Origin of the sequence: Antarcticibacterium arcticum (assembly GCF_007993795.1) — a bacterium.
Lineage (GTDB): Bacteria > Bacteroidota > Bacteroidia > Flavobacteriales > Flavobacteriaceae > Gillisia > Gillisia arctica.
The window spans coordinates 1,763,019-1,781,763 of sequence record NZ_CP042476.1; the positions used below are offsets into that span (position 1 = coordinate 1,763,019).

Here is an 18,745-nt window from a genome sequence, read left to right on the forward strand (position 1 = left end):
TCGTTTTAAAATGTTCTTTGTTATAAATAATTATTAATAGTGCGCTTATTGATTACCCTTCTTTTTCTGAAAGGGTTTTTAGGATTCCGGCTATTTTACCACCACCAGATTTAAGAGCCGATATAACGTTCTTAGCAGGTGATTGTAGTAATCCAACTATATCTCCAAGAAGCTCTTCTTTAGACTTGATATTTACAAGGGTCTCTAAATAGTCGTCTCCAACATAGATAGCCTCTTCAATAAATGCTCCTTTAAGCAACGGGGTAGCTGATTTTTTACGGAAATCCTTGATCACTTTTGCCGGTGCATTACCGGTATCAGAGATCATAATAGATGTATTGCCTTTTAAAACTGTAGGAAGTTCACCAAAATCTTTTTCCGATGCTTCCATAGCTTTTGCAAGCAATGTGTTTTTAACTACTGCAAGCTTTACGTTCGCCTTGAAACAGGCGCGACGAAGGTTTGAAGTACTAAGGGCGTTAAGACCCGAAATATCTGCAAGGTAAATAATGTTATTATTTTCTAACTGCGCAGTTAAATCTTCAATTACTAATGATTTTTCTTCTCTTGTCATAATCTATAATATTATTGCTCAGTGAACCTTTTGGAGTCGATCTCAACACTTGGGCTCATTGTAGAAGAAATGTGGATACTCTTAATATACACACCTTTAGCGGCCTGAGGTTTCAATTTAACCAAAGTAGTTAATAATTCCCTTGCGTTACCAGCGATCTTTTCGGCATCAAATGATGCTTTTCCAATCCCGGCGTGAACGATACCTGTTTTATCAACTTTAAAGTCAATTTTACCTGCTTTAACATCAGATACTGCTTTTGCAACATCCATAGTTACCGTTCCTGTCTTAGGGTTAGGCATTAACCCACGTGGTCCTAATATTCTACCAAGTGGTCCTAATTTACCCATTACACTAGGCATAGTGATTATAACATCAACATCTGTCCAACCAGCTTTGATCTTATCAAGATATTCATCTAATCCAATATAGTCAGCTCCGGCTTCTTTAGCTTCAGCTTCCTTATCTGGAGTAACCAAGGCCAATACCTTTACATCCTTACCAGTTCCATGAGGAAGGGTTACAACCCCTCTTACCATTTGATTTGCTTTACGTGGATCTACGTTCAAACGAACTGCCAGATCAACAGAAGCATCAAAATTCTCGTAGGAGATCTCTTTTACTAATGCAGAAGCTTCAGTTAACGAATATGCTTTACCATTTTCGATCTTGCTGTTAGCTTCCTTTAGCTTTTTAGTCAATTTTGCCATTTTTAAAATTCTGTTTTAGATTAAAACGGCGCTTGCCCTTTAACAGTTACACCCATAGAGCGGGCTGTTCCCGCTACCATTTTCATAGCCGATTCAAGGGTAAATGCATTTAGATCTACCATTTTATCTTCGGCAATAGCCTTAATCTGATCCCAGGATACACTTGCCACCTTTTTACGGTTTGGCTCACCTGATCCTTTTTTAGACTTCGCTGCTTCTAAAATTTGAACTGCAGCCGGGGGAGTTTTAATTACGAAATCAAAAGACTTATCCTTGTAGACAGTAATTTGACATGGTAACAATTTTCCTGGTTTATCCTGCGTTCTAGCATTAAACTGCTTACAGAATTCCATTATATTTACTCCGGCAGCACCTAAAGCAGGTCCAACTGGTGGTGATGGGTTAGCAGCACCTCCACGAACTTGAAGTTTTACAACTTTACTTATTTCTTTTGCCATTTTTATAATTTTTAAAGTGATAGTTTTAAGAGTGGAAGCTTTTAAAAACCATCAAAAATACATGTAACAGTTATTACCTTTATACTTTTTCAACCTGCATATAACTCAATTCCAATGGCGTCTTCCTTCCGAAGATCTTGACCATTACCTCAAGCTTGCGTTTTTCTTCATTTATCTTTTCAACAGTACCGTTAAAACCGTTGAATGGCCCATCAATTACCTTGATAGTCTCTCCAATGGTGAAAGGAATTGCAACGTTATCTGCTTTTACTGAAAGCTCATCAACCTTTCCTAACATACGGTTAACCTCAGACCTTCTAAGCGGCACAGGATCTCCTCCTTTTGTTTCCCCAAGAAAACCTATAACACCGTTAATGGATTTAATTATATGTGGAATCTCTCCTGTAAGGTTTGCAAGTATCATTACATACCCGGGGAAGTACACACGCTCTTTAGAAATTTTCTTACCATTTCGTATCTGGATCACTTTTTCTGTAGGCACTAACACCTCACTAACAAGATCTTCCATTCCCTGGTGAGAAATTTCACGCTCTATGTATTCCTTAACCTTATTCTCATGACCGCTAACAGCACGAACCACATACCATTTTTTATCCTTAACCTCTGCCATAGCCATAATATTTATGATTTAATCCATTCAAAATATTGTTCAATGATAGAGCTGAATACAGTATCCACACCCCAAATAGCCAATGAAAATATAATTGAAAATACAGCCACAATTATGGTTAATCTTTGAGCCTCTGGCCAGGTGGTCCAGGTTACGTGGTTTCTTAACTCGTTGTAAGACTCGGAAATATAATTGACGATTCCTGCCATTGTTTTTACTATTTACACGGAAGAAGTTTATGAAGGAAACCCCTGATCCGTTCTTTTTGTTAATTTCAAAGAAATGCTCTGAACAATACTTTTCTTATCAAGCACGGGTTGAGAGACTCGAACTCCCGACACCTGGTTTTGGAGACCAGTGCTCTACCAACTGAGCTAAACCCGTTTGTTAAACCTGAAGGGGGACACATTTGCATCACATATCAGGCCAAACCCTTAAATATAAGTTAAGGTATCCCGGTAAACAGGATACCTCGTACTTATATAAACTTTAATTAGTCTAAGATCTCAGTTACCTGTCCTGCACCTACTGTTCTACCACCTTCACGGATAGCAAAACGAAGACCAAGGCTCATTGCGATAGGCTGTAACAATTCAACGTGAATAGTTAAGTTATCACCTGGCATTACCATTTCTACACCTTCTGGAAGGTTGATAGTTCCGGTAACATCTGTAGTTCTAACGTAGAACTGCGGACGGTAGTTATTGTGGAATGGAGTGTGACGTCCACCTTCTTCTTTTTTAAGGATATAAACCTCGGCCTTAAATTTAGCGTGTGGCTTAACAGATCCTGGCTTAGTGATAACCATTCCTCTTGAGATTTGAGTTTTCTCAATACCTCTTAAAAGAATACCAACGTTATCTCCAGCTTCACCTCTGTCTAATATCTTACGGAACATCTCAACACCTGTTACGGTAGAAGTTAATTTTCCAGCACCCATACCAATGATCTCTACAGGATCTCCAGTGTTTGCAACACCAGTCTCAATACGACCAGTCGCTACAGTTCCACGTCCTGTAATAGAGAATACATCTTCTATAGGCATAAGGAATGGCTTATCAACGTCACGAACCGGTAACTCGATCCAGTTGTCAACAGCTTCCATTAATTCTTTTACAGTGTTAACCCACTTCTCTTCACCGTTAAGGGCTCCAAGAGCAGATCCTGAAATTACAGGTCCGTTATCACCATCATACTCATAGAATGATAATAATTCTCTGATTTCCATTTCAACTAATTCCAATAATTCTTCATCGTCAACAAGGTCAACTTTGTTCAAGAATACAACGATTCTTGGAATACCAACCTGACGTCCTAAAAGGATGTGCTCACGAGTTTGTGGCATTGGACCATCTGTAGCAGCAACCACAAGAATAGCACCGTCCATTTGGGCAGCACCAGTAACCATGTTCTTCACGTAATCCGCGTGACCTGGACAGTCAACGTGTGCGTAGTGACGATTTGCAGTTGAGTACTCAACGTGTGAAGAGTTAATTGTAATACCTCTTTCTTTTTCTTCCGGAGCGTTGTCGATCTGATCAAAAGACCTGGCTTCTGAATAACCAGCATCAGCCATTACCTTAGTAATCGCTGCAGTTAAAGTTGTTTTTCCGTGATCTACGTGTCCTATCGTACCAACGTTTAAGTGCGGTTTGGAACGACTATAAGTTTCCTTTGCCATAATTGATAATTATTTATTCTTAGTTATATATTAGTGTTCAATTTTATACAAAATAAAGAGCCAACGACGAGAATTGAACTCGTGACCTCTTCCTTACCAAGGAAACGCTCTACCCCTGAGCTACGTCGGCAAAAAAGATCATCCCCATCAAGTTAACACTTATGGAGATAAACCAACAGCTGCTCTAAAAAACGCTGTTATAATTTTGAGTTTGAAGCAACCTTAACAGGCTATTACATTCTCACAGGAAAAATCAAGAGCACCAGGCTCAAAAACTTTTTCCCAAAACGGAGATTGCTATAATCACAAAAACCATTTCCCTGGATAGTAAACTCATTTACAATGCGTTTACTCTTTAGAGCGGAGATCAAGCTTTAAGCGTGACGACCTTCTCTTGAGCGGGAGACCGGGTTCGAACCGGCGACATTCAGCTTGGAAGGCTGACGCTCTACCAACTGAGCTACTCCCGCAATTTGAAGTTCCACAACTTCATTGGCACTGGATTACCTCACTATCGCTCGGTGATCCTGATTCGGGTGCCCCGAATCAAAGTTTTTTCCTTCGATGGCTTAAGAAAGTGAACTTTCTACGCAATCTTATGAAAAACCTTTGTGGGGAGAGCAGGATTCGAACCTGCGAAGTTAAAAACAGCAGATTTACAGTCTGCCCTCGTTGGCCGCTTGAGTATCTCCCCGGTAATTTTGGTATTTCAGTATTTCACAGAACCATCTTGAACTTTGGCTTGTTTTTAAGAAGGGGCAAATTTAAATATAAATTTTCCCATTCACAAAGCTTTTTTTTCAAAATTTCAGAGCCGATAGAGGGACTCCCTTCGGCTGCGCTCAGGATAAACTTCTCGTCCCTTCCTGGTGCCAGAATTAACATTCCCTCACCTTTCCTAAGCGGTTTTCAATTCAAAATTTCAGAGCCGATAGAGGGACTCGAACCCACGACCTGCTGATTACAAATCAGCTGCTCTAGCCAGCTGAGCTACATCGGCCTTTAACTACTTTTTTAGCATAAAAAAGTCCGCTATTTCTAACGGACTGCAAATGTATACAAATTATTTATTTCACAAAACAAATTTCATGAAAAATTACATTAAACGTATGCTTTAATTTTTTCTTTCTTTTTAACCAATTGACGTTGTAAGGAGCTAATACACTCATCTACACATTCTTCAAATTTTCTGCAGGTCTTTTTGACCATAACATCCCCACCGGGAATACTTAGGAGGATCTCTGTAACTTTATTTACCTTGTCACTTGTATTTTGAACTTTCAGGTAAACATCGGCATAAATTATCTTATCATAGAAGTGTTCCAGCTTATCCAGTCTCACCTGGATAAAATCGATTAATTTTTGATCTGCATTGAAATTGACGGATTGCACATTTACTTTCATCTCCTAAAAAATTTAATTAAACAATATATAATATCACTTGTTAGCCTGACGCGGGTGTGCCCGGTTGTACACCTTAGATAATTCTGCAATACTGTTATGGGTGTAAACCTGAGTGGCCGCCAGACTGGAATGACCTAATAATTCTTTCACCGCATTTAAATTTGCACCTTCATTCAAGAGATGCGTTGCAAAGGAATGTCTCAGGATATGAGGACTCTTTTTTACCTTTCCCGATGCTTCACTAAAGTAATTATTTATAATCCTATAAACAAGATTTTCATACATTTTAATTCCCTTTTCTGTAGTAAATAAAAACGGGATTTCCCTGGAGACCAATTCCTCCCTATATACAAGGTACGAGCGTAGATTTCGGCAAATTTCCGGCAACAAGGGAATGTATCTCTCTTTATTTCTCTTTCCCAGCACCTTCACCATTTGATTCTTGAGGTCAAGATCACCCAGTTTGATCCCAATAAGCTCAGACCTCCTTATCCCCGTAGCATAGAACATCATTATTATTGAAAGGTCCCTTGCCGTTTTAAAATCCTCCGGCTCTATTTCCTGAATAACCGCTGCCACTTCATCCCGTGAAAAAGGAACCTGTATGCTCTTTTTGGTTTTCAATGCCTTGTGGGCGGCTAACGGATTGACCTCGATCTCTCCTGTGGTAAGTAAAAAACGATAAAATGCTTTTAGGGAAGATATTTTCCTGTTAATACTCCGGTTATTTATTCCTTCCTCAACAAGTTTAATAATCCACCTTCTTATCTGGGGATAATGTACACCGGGAAGATCATCCTGCCCAAATTCTTCATTTATAAAAAAGGCGAAAGATCCAAGATCGGCCTCATAGGCCTTAACAGTATGTGGGGAATATTTTTTTTCCAGGAGCAGGTATTCCAGGAAGCGACTATAAGGCATAAAAAAACTGTTGGTTCACAAAGTTATAAAACTTTGCCGTACCAACAGTAGTTTATTGTAATACCCCTGAAGCAGGGCCGGTTTCTATCTTTTTAAGCCCAATAAGACTTAGCAGAAGAAAAAAGTAAAGAAATATTAAATTTCTTCCTGGTCTCTTAAATGCTGAATGTATTGTGCTTTCTGGACTTGAGCCCTACGTTCAACAGACGGTTTTGTAAATGCCTGCCTGCTTCTTAGCTGGCGCATTGTTCCGGTTCTATCAAATTTTCTTTTAAAACGCTTCAGCGCTCTGTCGATATTCTCTCCGTCTTTAACTGGTATAATTAACATAGTGTCACCTCCTTTCATTAAAATTAAAGGTGCAAAGATAATTCAATTCAATTATCCTGCAACCTTTCCATAAATTTTATTTTACTTTATATTTAATAGAGGAAAGAGAACAGTGAAAAGTGGAGAGTTCACCGGGCCGGGATCTTTGCAATCCCAACACCAAAATTTCTCCTTCTTACACAACTCTTAACTCTAAACTACTAACTCCTAACTCTTAACACTTAAAAGAAACCTCCGTTATTCCGCAGCAGGCTTATATTCCTTCTTATCAATCACCATCTTAGCGATGATCTCTCTTAGGATCTCTGAGGTTCCCCCACCAATTGGCCCTAACCTGCTATCCCGGAAGAGTCTTGCCAAGGGATAATCTTCCATATAGCCATAACCCCCAAGGAATTGCAGGCACTTGTAGATTACATCATCTGCTATTTTGGTGGAAAGTAGTTTTGACATACTGGCTTCCTTCACTACATATACCCCATCAATCATCCTTTTTACAATTGAATAATTGAATTCCTTACACATTTCTACCTCACTTGCCATATCGGCAACAGAGTGCCTAAGCGCCTGGAACTTATCTATAGTTTTACCAAAAGCTTCTCTTTCTCCCATATAATTAATGGTATAGTCCAGCGCAAACTCTGCACGGGCATGGGCATTCACTCCCATAATTAATCTTTCAAGGGCAAAATGTTGCATGATATAAGAGAAACCAAGATTTTCTTCACCCATTAAATTTTCGGCCGGGATCTCTACATTATCAAAGGCGATCTCTGCAGTATCTGATGCTCTCCACCCAAGCTTATCGAGCTTAGTGGCAGAAATTCCCGGGGTATCCCTGTCTACCAAAAAGATGCTCATTCCCTTTGCTCCTTTAGAAGCATCGGTTTTTGCCGCAACCACCAGGTAATCTGAGTAAATTCCATTGGTTATAAACGTTTTGGAACCATTGAGAATATATTTATCTCCCTTTTTAACGGCGGTACTTTTCATTCCCGCTACATCACTTCCTCCAAAAGGTTCGGTAATACAAAGGCAACCTATTTTATCTCCCGCAATACTGGGAGCAAGATATTCTTCTTTAATGCGTTCATCACCTTCCTTTAGAAGATGGGTCATTGCAAGATAGGAATGGGCCCACATTGCTGCAGCGAATCCTCCTGAATTTATTTTTTGTAATTCTTCCAGGAAGATCACAGTATAAAAAAGATCCAGGTCCATACCCCCATATTGCTCGGGATAGGTAATCCCAAAATATCCCATATCTCCAAACTTTTTCCAGATAAACCTTTCTATGGTACCGGTCTTTTCCCATTTTTCAATATGCGGAACTACTTCCTTCTGAAGGAATTCCTGAAAACTCTTTCTGAAAAGTTCATGCTCTTCTGTAAAATACATATTATTCATATAAACAAATTCTATTAATCAATTTAGATTTTTATTAAAACAGGAAATGGCAACCTCCTGAGGTGCCGGGTGAAAAAAGAATAAAGGATATTTTTGGCCCGGCAGGTAAATCCTTCAGGAAAAATAATCAAACCAATATTCAGGATTCTTATTTTAAGGTCAAATATAACGCAATCCGGTCAATTTTTTCTGAAGGAAACTCCTTAATTTTTGCCAATTCTTCAAAACTGCTGATATTATCATTCAAGAGCCGGTAGTTTACGATCTCCCTTGCCAGCTCATAATCTATATAAGGAATATTGCTTAGCTCCAGCACGCTCGCCGTATTTATATTTAGGAGCTCAACCTGTGGGGCATTTTTAACCGTGAAATTTTTAAGCACTTCATTTCTGGTTTCAAAGTTAAGGCCATAGATATCTTTAAGCTGAAGATCATCTACAAACCCACCAATACGATTGCGATAATTGACAATTCTGCTGGCCAGGGTTTCCCCTATTCCCCTCACTGCAACAAGGTCTTCTACCGATGCTGCATTGAGATCCTGCTTTTGGCTGGGCGAAGCATTGATGGAGGCAGTTCGGTTTGTCACCTGCGGCCGGTTTTGTGTTACCCAATCTGGAAACCGAAAATAAGGTTCTATATTCTTTAAAAGAGAATCGCTTATACCGGTTACTTTCTGAAAGTCGGCAGCAGAATTTACCCATTTATCTTCCGCCCGAAAAGCGTGTAACCTGTCAATTTCCTCAACTGTCATTCCCAGGGTATACCCCCTGTAATCTGTAATAAAATTGGGATTGAATGGAAAAATTCGCAGGGTATCTCCTGCCTGTTTAGCAAGTTTAATGGAATCGAGCTTTTTCTGAAAAAGAACTAATTCAGGATTATCGCTTTGATAAGAGGTGGTAGGTTTGACAAAATTTCCGAAGAAATAAAGCAATTGGAGAACAATTATAATAAGCACCAATAAAAAGATCCCATTTCGTTGACTTTTATTGAAAACCAAATGGGATCTTATATGCTTCATTATGTATTTAATTCATTAGGCGGCCTGTTTTGCTTCTTTTTGTTTTTTGAATAACTCCCCGGCCTTTAATTTTCTTTGATATTCTTTAAGGTCTCTTCTTACTTCACCAGACATTATATATAGTCCAATTATGTTGGGAAATGCCATTGCCAGAATCATCATATCTGAGAAGTCCAGCACAGCTCCAAGGCTTACTGAGGCTCCAACCACTACGAAAATTAAGAATAAACTTTTATATATGATCTCACTTTTAATACTTTTTCCAAACAGGTAGGTCCAGGCTCTCATTCCGTAATAGGACCACGAGATCATAGTTGAAAAAGCGAAAAGGAATACCGCAACCGCCAATACATATGGGAACCATGAGATCACACTTCCAAAAGCATCAGAGGTTAGGGTGGCCCCGGCGACACCTACAACTTCGTGTTTTCCGGTAAATATTAAAACCAACGCAGTTAATGTACATACCACCACAGTGTCAATGAAAGGCTCCAGTAAAGCTACGAAACCTTCTGACGGCGGATTATGTGTTTTTGCCGCACTATGCGCAATAGCGGCAGACCCCACCCCTGCTTCGTTTGAGAAAGCAGCACGCTGGAAACCAACGATCAACACTCCTATTATCCCACCTTTCAGGGCGCTTGGGCTAAATGCACCATCATAGATTGCAGTGAAAGCAGGTACAATATTCTCAATATTCATAAAGATCACCGTTAAACAACCTATAATATATATACCGGCCATAATAGGAACAATTTTACCGGTCACCTTAGCAATACTGCTAATTCCTCCAATGATCACAACTCCCACAAGGATAGCTGTTACAACACCAAACCAAAATCCGTTCCCAATTAAGAAGGGCATCTGGCCCTGCATAGCTTCAAAAGATTGGTTTGCCTGAAACATATTCCCTCCTCCAAAAGAGGCGCCAATTGCAAGTACAGCAAAAAGACCTGCCAATACTTTTCCTAATCCTTTTTTATTCCTCTTCTCAAGACCGTAACGTAAATAATTCATAGGTCCACCAAATACCCGGCCTTCACTGTTTATAAATCTATATTTCACCCCCAGGGTACATTCTACAAATTTTGAAGACATTCCTAAAAGACCTGCTATGATCATCCAGAAAGTAGCTCCGGCTCCTCCCAGGGAAACAGCCACTGCCACCCCGGCAATATTTCCAAGACCTACTGTTCCCGAAACCGCTGTTGCCAGTGCCTGGAAATGAGTTACCTGCCCGGGTGCATTAGGATCATCGTATTTCCCTCTTGCAAGTTGCAGGGCATGACGAAATCCGCGTATATTAATAAAGCCCATTCTCAAGGTAAAGAACAGCGCTCCAAACAACAACCACACTACAATAAAAGGGATGTTTTTGGTTTGAGGATCTCCGTTAGGGTGCGTTAATGGGATCTTTTCATCATAAACAATTTGAGCAAAATTATGAGCTCCTTCTTCAATAACGTGTTGTTTATTATCAGAATTATAGATCACCCCACCTTGGCTGGCAAGATAACGTACAGATCCGTTGGCATTGGCAAGGGCATATATATCTTCACCACTGGTTGTAGAAATAATTGCTATTGTATCACCCTTTTGAACGCGGGCTCCTTCGCTTACCAACCATTGTTTTAAAACAAACCTGTCTTCAACATTCGCAGTCCATCCCGGAGTTGGTACATTTTTAACATCGGCATAGACCACAGGATCATAAACTCCAATCGCCGAAAATGGATCCCAGAAAAGTACCGCACCCATAGTTGCAACTATTGGTGCAAAAGTTCCGTTGAAATGCTCGGTGATCGCCTCGGCTTCCACAGAATAGGACCTCGTTGTAGATGCTCCTGTAGCATCGGTAATAATTACATTATAAGGGATACCTTCTACAAGGCCTTCTGCTCTTTTGGAATTTAGGGAAGTCCCCTGGTTATTCCATTTATAGGTATAGGGAGGTGTTCCGCCTGTAACATCCAGGTCTATAAAACCATCATTAATAATTTTGCTGGGATTTCCAATATTTGCTTTAACGTCAAGATCCTGCGCAAATAAGGAAATAATAGAAAATGTAAAGAACAATGAAAGTATGTACTTTCTCATAGGATTTATTAAAAGTTAATGAAGGTATTTTTTACAGCGAAGCAAGATGCTAAAAAAATGGCCATTTTCAAATTTTTACTCGTTAAAATGTAAAGGAATTGTTAAATGAAAGCAAGATGGTCCGCAGGGCTATCCTTATTGGAGGTACTTTTAAAGAAATCCTTAAGCCTTACCTACTGTAAACAAAGGCTTAGACACTAAAGATCAAAGACAGAACTGCGCTTAACATATACCAGGTCTTTTAGTTTAAGCCAAAAAGCAAGGGTGAGATAAACGGCAAATCCCATTCCCATGGTGGCAAAAGACAAATAGATGAAGAATAATCTTATGGTTTTGGCCCTTATTCCCATTTTATCCCCTATCCGGGAGGAAACATAGAAGCCGTGGCGTTCAAAAAAGTGACGTATGGAATAGACAAACTTCATCATTCTCCAAAGATATTACAATTACCTCAACCTCTAATTAATTTTGCGCCAAGATTACAATTCAAACAATAATTCTTATCGCAATAAGCGCCTTTTAAATGCAGCAAGGCTTGTGAGTGCAGCGCTGTAGCCGAGGTATTGGGTCTTATAAGATTGAATTTGTCAATTACGCTGTTCTTTTCGGTCTTTATTTCCTGTATTAGCTGAAGGATCTGTTGGGGCTCGTAAGATCCTATGGACCGGAGATAGTAAAACTTCAAGGGAATAATTGTATTTATTATGAGTAGATCTATAAAATCTTCGGAAAGTTTTTTAGCCCTGAAAGAATGGTCTTTTCCAAAGGTATAATGCTCCTTCCAGTATGTAGAGGTTTCTACTTTTAAGAGTTCCTGAAGTTCCTTCCTTTTTCCGGCATTCATTATTTTACTGAATAAATGTGGAACTGCAGAATATAACCCCGCGAGTTGTGATAACCTGATATTGGGAAAATTTTCCGGCCTCAACCTAAAATATTTTGGCCTTTCCACCCCGGAGTTACTCAACCCGAATTTTCTTTTTAAAAAAATATATTCTTTTTTCAATTCCTGAAAGTACACATCTTCATTTTTTACATCAAGCAATCCGCTTTGACCAAAAAACAGGGCTTCCAGATAGAGGTGTGAGGAACGGCATTTTTGAATTATAGAAAAATCCAGGCTTTGAGCCATGCTTAAAAAAGCCTCTCCATTAACCTTTAAACCAAAGCTGCGGGCTAGCAGCCAGAACAACACTTCTTCCCAATTGTTTTCAGATTTCTTCAGCAATTTCCCAATCGCTTCAGATTTTTGTTCAAGTTTTTCAAAGTACATACGTTCCAGCCAGTTTTCAATCTCAAAATTTTGAAAATTGACAAACTCCCTTTCGCAATTGATCCATTTTGCATTGGGGGCCAGCAATAGCTCCCGGTAACTTTTCAATGTATCTTCTGAAGTAAGATCTTTTAATTCCAGGGTAGGTATTACCGAATTATCTTTTCTATAAATATCTATGTTATTTTCCCAAACTACGTGAAGTACCACATTCTCATAATTAGAATCAATTTCGTGGCGATGGGAATACCAATCGGAGGATCGAATATGTATTTCGACATTGCCTGCCCACAACTGCTCACCAATTTTGATGTTTGCATTAAAAAAATCGGGCCCCGAATTGAAGTTGGGAGTTCCGGAATTAATAATAACAACAGGTTGACCGTCTACCGTCTGGGCACGTCTAAAATCAAACTTTTTAAAGTTCCATATATAATGGAGAAAATCTTCCTGCATCTTTAAATTTACCAGATCTTTAATAAGGTAATTAATAATAAAGACATTAAAATTATCCCAGGAGCGTTATTACCTTAGCTTCTCTTCTACACGGTCAATAATTTCGTCTACCCAGCGGCTGTACATTAACGCACTTGGATGCAGGCTATCTCCGGCAATCAGATTTCGGTTGACCGCCGCCTCCTGGGAAATAGGGGTTATATTATAAAAATCTACATTATTATCTTGTGCCACTCTTTGCACCACATCATTAAATCTGGCTATTTGAACGGCAATAGTGTCTGCATTGTTTGCTCCAAAGGGTGTTACGCCATAATCTGGAATGCTTAAGGCAAAGACCCCTTTTTCCTGAAGCTTGCTGTGGGTTATAGCCTTTCGGAAGATCTCCCGAAGTTCCACTTCAAATTCTGATAATGTTCTTTTTTGATATTGATTGTTCACTCCTATCAAAATTGAAACTAAATGAAAATCCCGATGTACATCGATTTCAGATTCAAAATTGGTAATAAGATTTCGTGTGGTCCAGCCGGTCCTGGCTACTATTTTTGGAGCGGCCATTTTATGCCCCCTTTCCTTTAATCTTTCAACCAATTGCACCGGCCAGGATTGAGCCACTCCCACTCCTTCCCCAATTGTATAGGAATCACCTAAAGCCAGATAACTAAAATCCATTTGGGGCGTGACCGGTATATCACGTGAGGAGTTGCAAGCAAGAATAAAAATTGAGGTAATTATAACAAGTAGTATTTTTTTCATGGCAAGGCTTTTAATTTCCAAATTACCGTATTTTGCACCAATTAAAAACTTTTTATAAACTATTTAGCTATTTGTCAATATGAAAAAACTCTTTCTTCCAATTCTACTTTTTACAGTGATGCTGGCAAATGGCCAGGAAAAATCGGGCGCTCAACAATTTTGGGATAACCTTCGGGCCCATTGCGGGAAAGCCTATGAAGGGAAACTTGCCCCCCATGTAACCAATGATGCTTTTAGTGGTAAAACCCTTACTATGTTTGTACGCACCTGTGATGATGGAACCATTACTATTCCATTTTATGTAGGTGAAGACAAGTCCCGAACCTGGGTTTTAACATTGGAGGGTGAGAGGATAAAACTCAAACACGATCACCGTCATGAAGACGGTAGTGAAGATAAGATCACTCAATACGGAGGTACCAGTACAAATTCAGGATCTGCCAACCTTCAATTTTTCCCGGCCGATGTTGAAACGGCAGAGCTTATTGGATATGCTGCCACGAATGTTTGGTGGATCACCCTGGATGAAAACACATTCACCTATAACCTGAAAAGAATAGGTACAGAAAATCCTGCCTTTAATGTCATATTTGACCTTAACACCCCGGTTGAGGCTCCGGGTGCGCAATGGGGTTGGGAATAGAACATTTTGATTATTTATTTTGGTCCTGCCCCCTTCCCGGGGTGGGATCTCTTTTTAGGGACAGCTCATGATGTGCTAAATGTAAGTTAAACATGCTTTTGCGCGACCTTATTATTTTGCACAAGAGGGGTTTTTAATTATCTTAAAAACCTACGATTTTCAGCAAATTATGCACACCTAACTGACTTTTATAAAAATTAATATGGAATCCAAAGACTTACAAAATACCAACAGGAATAAGGAAATCCCACAGAATAAAAAGCCAAGGGGAAGTTCATCAAAAACAGATCCACTCAACATGGACCATCTTACCCCCCTGAGAGAACACGACAATTCAATTGTGCGATTTTTCGCAAGAACTGGTTATACTGTGTGGATAGTTGTAATGGCAGTAGGGTTGTTGCTGGCCTTTATAGTGTCATTCTTTTTGCTATGAGACCAATTACACTCCTTTTCCTTTTCACAGTTTTAATATTCCTTGGTAATTTAGCATTAACCCACTTAGAAGTAAACCTTCCCATTTGGGTTAACTTTTATTTGAATGATCTTTTATGTATGCCAATAGTATTTTGGATTTGTCTCAAAGCCGTACATATTATTCAAGGAGATAATGAAATCCACCTGGACCTCTTCACTATATTTTCCCTTACTACATTTTATGCTGTATATTTTGAATGGTATTTGCCGCGGGTAGAACCCCGCTACACAGCAGACTGGTTAGATGTGGTTATGTATTTCACCGGGGCATTCCTGTTTTATTATCTTCAATTTCAGGAAAAAATAATAACAAAAAAGGCGCCCCGAACGGACGCCTCTATATAGTATCAGGTTTTTTTCTTATTCGAGATAACCCATTTTTTTCATCCACTCATCATTGTACATTTTCCCAACATACCTGCTTCCATGATCATGGAATAGAATTACCACAACATCATCCTTCTTAAAATGTTCCTTCAGTTGCAATAATCCTTTAATTGCCGCGCCGGCACTGTTTCCTAAAAAGAAACCTTCTTCCCTCGCGAGTCTTCTGGTATAGATTGCTGCATCTTTATCTGTTACCTTGGTAAAACCGTCTATAACATCAAAATTTACATTCTTTGGGAGGATATCCTCCCCTATTCCTTCTGTAACATATGGATAGATCTCATTTTCATCGAATATCCCGGTCTCGTGGTATTTTTTAAAAACAGACCCATAGGTATCTACTCCCCAAATTTTAATATCCGGGTTTTGTTCCTTTAGATATTTCCCCACTCCGGAGATCGTGCCTCCTGTACCTACCCCAACCACAAAATGAGTAACTTTTCCATCGGTTTGTTTCCAGATCTCAGGGCCGGTGGTTTCATAATGTGCTTTTGTATTTGCAAGATTATCATATTGATTTACATACCAGGAATTTGGAGTTTGCTCGGCCAGGCGCCTGGAAGTAGAATAATACGACCTTGGATCTTCAGGTGCTACATCTGTAGGACATACTACAACTTCACTACCTACGGCACGCAAAATATCCATTTTTTCTTTGCTCTGTTTATCGCTTAGAACACATATCATTTTATAACCTTTAATGATTGCTACCAGGGCAAGCCCCATACCTGTATTGCCAGAGGTGCCTTCAATAATAGTTCCTCCCGGCTTCAGCCTGCCATCTGCCTCGGCCTCCTCTATCATTTTTACAGCCATCCTGTCTTTTACAGAATTTCCGGGATTAAAAGTCTCGTATTTTGCAAGTACAAGTGCATCTACCTCTTTGGTAAGTGTATTCATTTTTACCATAGGAGTATTGCCTATGGTTCCAAGTATATTTTCTACGTAATCCATATTTCAATTTTGAAGCAGCAAAGGTAATCTAACTTAATTCTTTTCCAAAGAATTGCATCCTTGGGTTAGTCGGCCGGCAATTAATCAAATTTCATTGCCTTCACCGGGGAGATCCTGGTAATTATTACTGAAGGGATCAATAACATAAGAACACAAAGAATAAGCGTCCCCAAATTTACTCCCAGAATATATTCCCAACCTATATAAACCGGCACTTCAGTAACATAATAGGTCTCGGGATTTAGAGGGAAAAGTTTAAAATATTTCTGAAGGAACAACAGTCCCAACCCAATGAGATTTCCCCAGAAAAGTCCCAGAATGATAAGGTAGGAAGCATTGTATAAAAATATTTTCCTGATGCTCCAGTTACCTCCTCCCAACGCCTTTAGTATACCTATCATCTGGGTTCGTTCCAGAATAAGGACCAGGAGCGCCGTGATCATATTAATACCAGCTACCAGGATCATGATCCCAATAATAAGCGCGATATTAAAATCAAACAGGGAGAGCCATTCAAATATGGCGTAATATTTTTGCTTTATGGTACGGGAGTCAAGAAGTGAGGGGGTGTTATCATAGACTTCCACTCCTTTTTGGTCCAGCTTTTTAAAATCATCAATAAATACCTCAAAACTCCCAACCTGGTCCTGTTCCCAGTTGTTAAGGCGTTGAATATGCCGTATATCAGCAATTAAATAAAGTTCATCAAATTCCTGAAAACCGGAGTCATATATCCCTTTGATCAAAAACGCCCTTAACAATGGATTCCGGTTTACGTCTTCCCGTAAGAAGTATGTGATCGCTTTATCACCTACTTTAAACCCCATTCTGTTGGCTATATAACGTGAAATGAGAATTTCTTCGGTAAGATTTTGAGAATAATCCGGAAGTGAGCCTTCTACAAGAAAATCTTCAAAATTTTCCCATTTAAAATCGCCTCCCACCCCTTTGACAATAACGCCTTCAAAATCTGTTTCGGTACGTATGATCCCGGCCTTGGTAGCGACCGCCTGTACGTGGTTTATACCTGAAACTGTAGAAAACTGAGGATAGAATTCCTGATTTTTGGAAACCGGTATCAGGCTTACCTGTGAGCTGTTATTATCATAATTATCTATAATTATATGCCCGTTAAAAGCTGCGATCTTCTCCCGTATCTTAACCTGCAATCCAATTCCTGTGGCAAAGGATACCAGCATCATGATTACCCCAATTGCGATAGCCGAGATCGCAATTTTTATAATTGGGGCCGATATGCTACTTTTATACTTTTTAGTACTTATAAGCCTTTTGGCTATAAAAAATTCGAAATTCAAGGTATTCGCTATGTTTTACAAATTCTTCAAAAATACATTTTTATTCTTTCTTATCACTATGGTTTCCTGCGGAAGGACTACCGGGCAAAATGGAGGCTCGGTTGCTCAAAATACACCCGAAGTTCAGGATCACAAGCCTGTAGTTGTTGGTGCGAACAGAATTGACACTTATCTCCCGCAGTTAAAAGGAAAAAGAATTGCACTTGTAGGGAATCAAAGTTCTGTAATATTTAAAATGAATGAAGAAGGAGCGTACACTCACCTGGTAGATTCTTTATTATCAAGGGATGTAAACCTTGTAAAGGTCTTTGCCCCGGAGCACGGTTTTCGTGGTACTGCAGATGCCGGCGAAACCATAAAAGATGGGAAAGATGCCAGTACAGGCCTGCCGGTGGTTTCTTTATATGGAGACAACAAAAAACCCAAAGCTTCACAGTTAAAAGACGTCGATCTCGTGATATTTGACCTTCAGGATGTGGGAACCAGATTCTACACCTACATCTCAAGCCTTCATTATGTTATGGAAGCCTGTGCCGAAAATAATATTCCTTTACTGGTTTTGGACAGGCCAAATCCCAACGGGCATTATGTAGACGGCCCCCTGCTGAACACCGCCCATACAAGTTTTGTGGGAATGCATCCTATACCCGTGGTTCATGGACTTACAATGGGAGAATACGCACAGATGATAAATGGTGAAAAGTGGTTAAAGAACGGAATACAATGTGAACTTAAAGTGATCTCCATGGAGAACTATGATCATCAAATCCAATATAGCCTTCCCATTAAACCTTCTCCCAACTTGCCAAATGACCAGGCGATAAATTTATACCCCAGCCTATGTTTTTTTGAAGGAACCAATGTAAATGAGGGCCGTGGAACTCCAAATCAATTCCAGGTATTTGGGTCCCCTTTTCTCAATAAAGAATATTTCGATTATACCTATACGCCAGTTTCCATGGAAGGGGCCAAATCTCCGAAACATTTAAACACACTTTGTTACGGACGAAATCTCACTGAACAACCGCGTTTAAACAGGATAAATCTTGAATGGCTCATTGAAGCTTATGAGAATACCCAGGATAAATCCAAATTCTTCAACTCCTTTTTCACAAAACTTGCCGGGAATACACAGTTACAAAAGCAAATTGAAGCAGGTCTTAGTGAGAAAGAAATAAGGGAAACATGGGTAGAAAATTTAGAAACATTTAAGGAAAAACGAAAGGAATATTTACTATATTGAGGC

Annotated in this window: 21 protein-coding genes and 5 tRNA genes; 4 read left to right on the top strand and 22 right to left on the bottom strand. The window is 39.5% G+C overall.

Going from position 1 to position 18,745, the window contains the following annotated elements; all coding sequences use genetic code 11:
• Positions 1-52: 52 nt before the first annotated feature.
• The 20 genes from rplJ to FK178_RS08030 form a co-directional block, all read right to left on the bottom strand.
• Positions 53-574 (bottom strand): 50S ribosomal protein L10, encoded by a 522-nt coding sequence (gene rplJ, locus FK178_RS07935; RefSeq protein ID WP_146833229.1) that lies wholly within the window; start codon positions 572-574, stop codon positions 53-55.
• A gap of 11 nt (positions 575-585) precedes the next feature.
• Positions 586-1,284: a 50S ribosomal protein L1 gene (rplA, locus tag FK178_RS07940; RefSeq protein WP_146833232.1), complete on the bottom strand. Its 699-nt coding sequence runs from the start codon at positions 1,282-1,284 to the stop codon at positions 586-588.
• A 20-nt stretch (positions 1,285-1,304) separates the two neighbouring features.
• Entirely contained in the window at positions 1,305-1,742 is a 438-nt protein-coding gene (gene rplK, locus FK178_RS07945) for a 50S ribosomal protein L11 (RefSeq protein ID WP_146833235.1), read from the bottom strand.
• Between the two features lie 79 nt (positions 1,743-1,821).
• Positions 1,822-2,373 (bottom strand): transcription termination/antitermination protein NusG, encoded by a 552-nt coding sequence (gene nusG / locus FK178_RS07950; RefSeq protein ID WP_146833239.1) that lies wholly within the window; start codon positions 2,371-2,373, stop codon positions 1,822-1,824.
• Positions 2,374-2,384: 11 nt separating this feature from the next.
• Positions 2,385-2,582 (bottom strand): preprotein translocase subunit SecE, encoded by a 198-nt coding sequence (gene secE, locus FK178_RS07955; RefSeq protein ID WP_146833242.1) that lies wholly within the window; start codon positions 2,580-2,582, stop codon positions 2,385-2,387.
• 102 nt (positions 2,583-2,684) lie between these two features.
• Positions 2,685-2,757 (bottom strand) — tRNA-Trp (locus FK178_RS07960).
• A 109-nt stretch (positions 2,758-2,866) separates the two neighbouring features.
• The gene (gene tuf, locus FK178_RS07965; protein WP_146833245.1) at positions 2,867-4,054 is read right to left on the bottom strand and encodes an elongation factor Tu; all 1,188 of its coding nucleotides are present in this window, start codon (positions 4,052-4,054) and stop codon (positions 2,867-2,869) included.
• Positions 4,055-4,112: 58 nt separating this feature from the next.
• Positions 4,113-4,184, bottom strand: a tRNA-Thr gene (locus FK178_RS07970).
• Positions 4,185-4,451: 267 nt separating this feature from the next.
• A tRNA-Gly gene (locus FK178_RS07975) sits at positions 4,452-4,524 on the bottom strand.
• 142 nt (positions 4,525-4,666) lie between these two features.
• Positions 4,667-4,748, bottom strand: a tRNA-Tyr gene (locus tag FK178_RS07980).
• 232 nt (positions 4,749-4,980) lie between these two features.
• Positions 4,981-5,054, bottom strand: a tRNA-Thr gene (locus FK178_RS07985).
• A 101-nt stretch (positions 5,055-5,155) separates the two neighbouring features.
• A complete protein-coding gene (hpf, locus tag FK178_RS07990) occupies positions 5,156-5,458 on the bottom strand; it encodes a ribosome hibernation-promoting factor, HPF/YfiA family (RefSeq protein ID WP_146833247.1) in 303 nt (100 codons plus the stop codon).
• Positions 5,459-5,491: 33 nt separating this feature from the next.
• Positions 5,492-6,379, bottom strand: coding sequence for a tyrosine-type recombinase/integrase (locus tag FK178_RS07995; RefSeq protein ID WP_146833250.1), 888 nt, complete (start codon positions 6,377-6,379; stop codon positions 5,492-5,494).
• A gap of 135 nt (positions 6,380-6,514) precedes the next feature.
• On the bottom strand, positions 6,515-6,709 hold the full coding sequence (gene rpsU / locus FK178_RS08000) for a 30S ribosomal protein S21 (protein WP_146837528.1): 195 nt from the start codon (positions 6,707-6,709) through the stop codon (positions 6,515-6,517).
• 237 nt (positions 6,710-6,946) lie between these two features.
• Positions 6,947-8,116, bottom strand: a complete 1,170-nt coding sequence (locus tag FK178_RS08005) for an acyl-CoA dehydrogenase family protein (RefSeq protein WP_146833253.1) — start codon at positions 8,114-8,116, stop codon at positions 6,947-6,949.
• Positions 8,117-8,264: 148 nt separating this feature from the next.
• Positions 8,265-9,140: a ComEA family DNA-binding protein gene (locus FK178_RS08010; protein ID WP_146833256.1), complete on the bottom strand. Its 876-nt coding sequence runs from the start codon at positions 9,138-9,140 to the stop codon at positions 8,265-8,267.
• 15 nt (positions 9,141-9,155) lie between these two features.
• Positions 9,156-11,237: an amino acid carrier protein gene (locus tag FK178_RS08015; RefSeq protein WP_146833259.1), complete on the bottom strand. Its 2,082-nt coding sequence runs from the start codon at positions 11,235-11,237 to the stop codon at positions 9,156-9,158.
• A 197-nt stretch (positions 11,238-11,434) separates the two neighbouring features.
• Complete coding sequence (locus tag FK178_RS08020; protein WP_146833262.1) at positions 11,435-11,665, bottom strand: PspC domain-containing protein; 231 nt, start codon at positions 11,663-11,665, stop codon at positions 11,435-11,437.
• Between the two features lie 23 nt (positions 11,666-11,688).
• Positions 11,689-12,966, bottom strand: coding sequence for a DUF2851 family protein (locus tag FK178_RS08025; protein ID WP_146833265.1), 1,278 nt, complete (start codon positions 12,964-12,966; stop codon positions 11,689-11,691).
• 69 nt (positions 12,967-13,035) lie between these two features.
• Positions 13,036-13,722 (bottom strand): SGNH/GDSL hydrolase family protein, encoded by a 687-nt coding sequence (locus FK178_RS08030; protein WP_146833268.1) that lies wholly within the window; start codon positions 13,720-13,722, stop codon positions 13,036-13,038.
• 79 nt (positions 13,723-13,801) lie between these two features.
• Here FK178_RS08030 and FK178_RS08035 point away from each other — a divergent pair, with 79 nt between their 5' ends.
• The 3 genes from FK178_RS08035 to FK178_RS08045 all read left to right on the top strand — a co-directional run bounded on the left by FK178_RS08035 (position 13,802) and on the right by FK178_RS08045 (position 15,187).
• Positions 13,802-14,365, top strand: coding sequence for a hypothetical protein (locus tag FK178_RS08035; RefSeq protein ID WP_146833271.1), 564 nt, complete (start codon positions 13,802-13,804; stop codon positions 14,363-14,365).
• 202 nt (positions 14,366-14,567) lie between these two features.
• Positions 14,568-14,801: a hypothetical protein gene (locus tag FK178_RS08040; RefSeq protein WP_146833275.1), complete on the top strand. Its 234-nt coding sequence runs from the start codon at positions 14,568-14,570 to the stop codon at positions 14,799-14,801.
• Between the two features lie 119 nt (positions 14,802-14,920).
• Entirely contained in the window at positions 14,921-15,187 is a 267-nt protein-coding gene (locus FK178_RS08045) for a hypothetical protein (protein WP_146833278.1), read from the top strand.
• Positions 15,188-15,202: 15 nt separating this feature from the next.
• Here FK178_RS08045 and FK178_RS08050 read toward each other — a convergent pair whose 3' ends face one another.
• Together FK178_RS08050 and FK178_RS08055 are read right to left on the bottom strand one after the other, a co-directional pair.
• On the bottom strand, positions 15,203-16,183 hold the full coding sequence (locus tag FK178_RS08050; RefSeq protein WP_146833280.1) for a PLP-dependent cysteine synthase family protein: 981 nt from the start codon (positions 16,181-16,183) through the stop codon (positions 15,203-15,205).
• 80 nt (positions 16,184-16,263) lie between these two features.
• Entirely contained in the window at positions 16,264-17,499 is a 1,236-nt protein-coding gene (locus FK178_RS08055) for an ABC transporter permease (RefSeq protein ID WP_146833283.1), read from the bottom strand.
• A gap of 10 nt (positions 17,500-17,509) precedes the next feature.
• On the opposite strand from FK178_RS08055, the gene FK178_RS08060 reads away from it, so the two are divergent.
• On the top strand, positions 17,510-18,742 hold the full coding sequence (locus FK178_RS08060) for an exo-beta-N-acetylmuramidase NamZ family protein (RefSeq protein ID WP_205677176.1): 1,233 nt from the start codon (positions 17,510-17,512) through the stop codon (positions 18,740-18,742).
• Positions 18,743-18,745: the final 3 nt, after the last annotated feature.

Coding starts and splice junctions, on each gene's coding strand:
- hpf (WP_146833247.1), bottom strand. CDS start 5,458: ATGAAAGTAAATGTGCAATCCGTCAATTTCAATGCAGATCAAAAATTA.
- FK178_RS08050 (WP_146833280.1), bottom strand. CDS start 16,183: ATGGATTACGTAGAAAATATACTTGGAACCATAGGCAATACTCCTATG.
- FK178_RS08005 (WP_146833253.1), bottom strand. CDS start 8,116: ATGAATAATATGTATTTTACAGAAGAGCATGAACTTTTCAGAAAGAGT.
- secE (WP_146833242.1), bottom strand. CDS start 2,582: ATGGCAGGAATCGTCAATTATATTTCCGAGTCTTACAACGAGTTAAGA.
- FK178_RS08010 (WP_146833256.1), bottom strand. CDS start 9,140: ATGAAGCATATAAGATCCCATTTGGTTTTCAATAAAAGTCAACGAAAT.
- rpsU (WP_146837528.1), bottom strand. CDS start 6,709: ATGTTAATTATACCAGTTAAAGACGGAGAGAATATCGACAGAGCGCTG.
- FK178_RS08060 (WP_205677176.1), top strand. CDS start 17,510: ATGTTTTACAAATTCTTCAAAAATACATTTTTATTCTTTCTTATCACT.
- FK178_RS07995 (WP_146833250.1), bottom strand. CDS start 6,379: ATGCCTTATAGTCGCTTCCTGGAATACCTGCTCCTGGAAAAAAAATAT.
- FK178_RS08025 (WP_146833265.1), bottom strand. CDS start 12,966: ATGCAGGAAGATTTTCTCCATTATATATGGAACTTTAAAAAGTTTGAT.
- rplK (WP_146833235.1), bottom strand. CDS start 1,742: ATGGCAAAAGAAATAAGTAAAGTTGTAAAACTTCAAGTTCGTGGAGGT.
- FK178_RS08035 (WP_146833271.1), top strand. CDS start 13,802: ATGAAAAAACTCTTTCTTCCAATTCTACTTTTTACAGTGATGCTGGCA.
- FK178_RS08045 (WP_146833278.1), top strand. CDS start 14,921: ATGCCAATAGTATTTTGGATTTGTCTCAAAGCCGTACATATTATTCAA.
- rplA (WP_146833232.1), bottom strand. CDS start 1,284: ATGGCAAAATTGACTAAAAAGCTAAAGGAAGCTAACAGCAAGATCGAA.
- tuf (WP_146833245.1), bottom strand. CDS start 4,054: ATGGCAAAGGAAACTTATAGTCGTTCCAAACCGCACTTAAACGTTGGT.
- nusG (WP_146833239.1), bottom strand. CDS start 2,373: ATGGCAGAGGTTAAGGATAAAAAATGGTATGTGGTTCGTGCTGTTAGC.
- FK178_RS08040 (WP_146833275.1), top strand. CDS start 14,568: ATGGAATCCAAAGACTTACAAAATACCAACAGGAATAAGGAAATCCCA.
- rplJ (WP_146833229.1), bottom strand. CDS start 574: ATGACAAGAGAAGAAAAATCATTAGTAATTGAAGATTTAACTGCGCAG.
- FK178_RS08015 (WP_146833259.1), bottom strand. CDS start 11,237: ATGAGAAAGTACATACTTTCATTGTTCTTTACATTTTCTATTATTTCC.
- FK178_RS08030 (WP_146833268.1), bottom strand. CDS start 13,722: ATGAAAAAAATACTACTTGTTATAATTACCTCAATTTTTATTCTTGCT.
- FK178_RS08020 (WP_146833262.1), bottom strand. CDS start 11,665: ATGATGAAGTTTGTCTATTCCATACGTCACTTTTTTGAACGCCACGGC.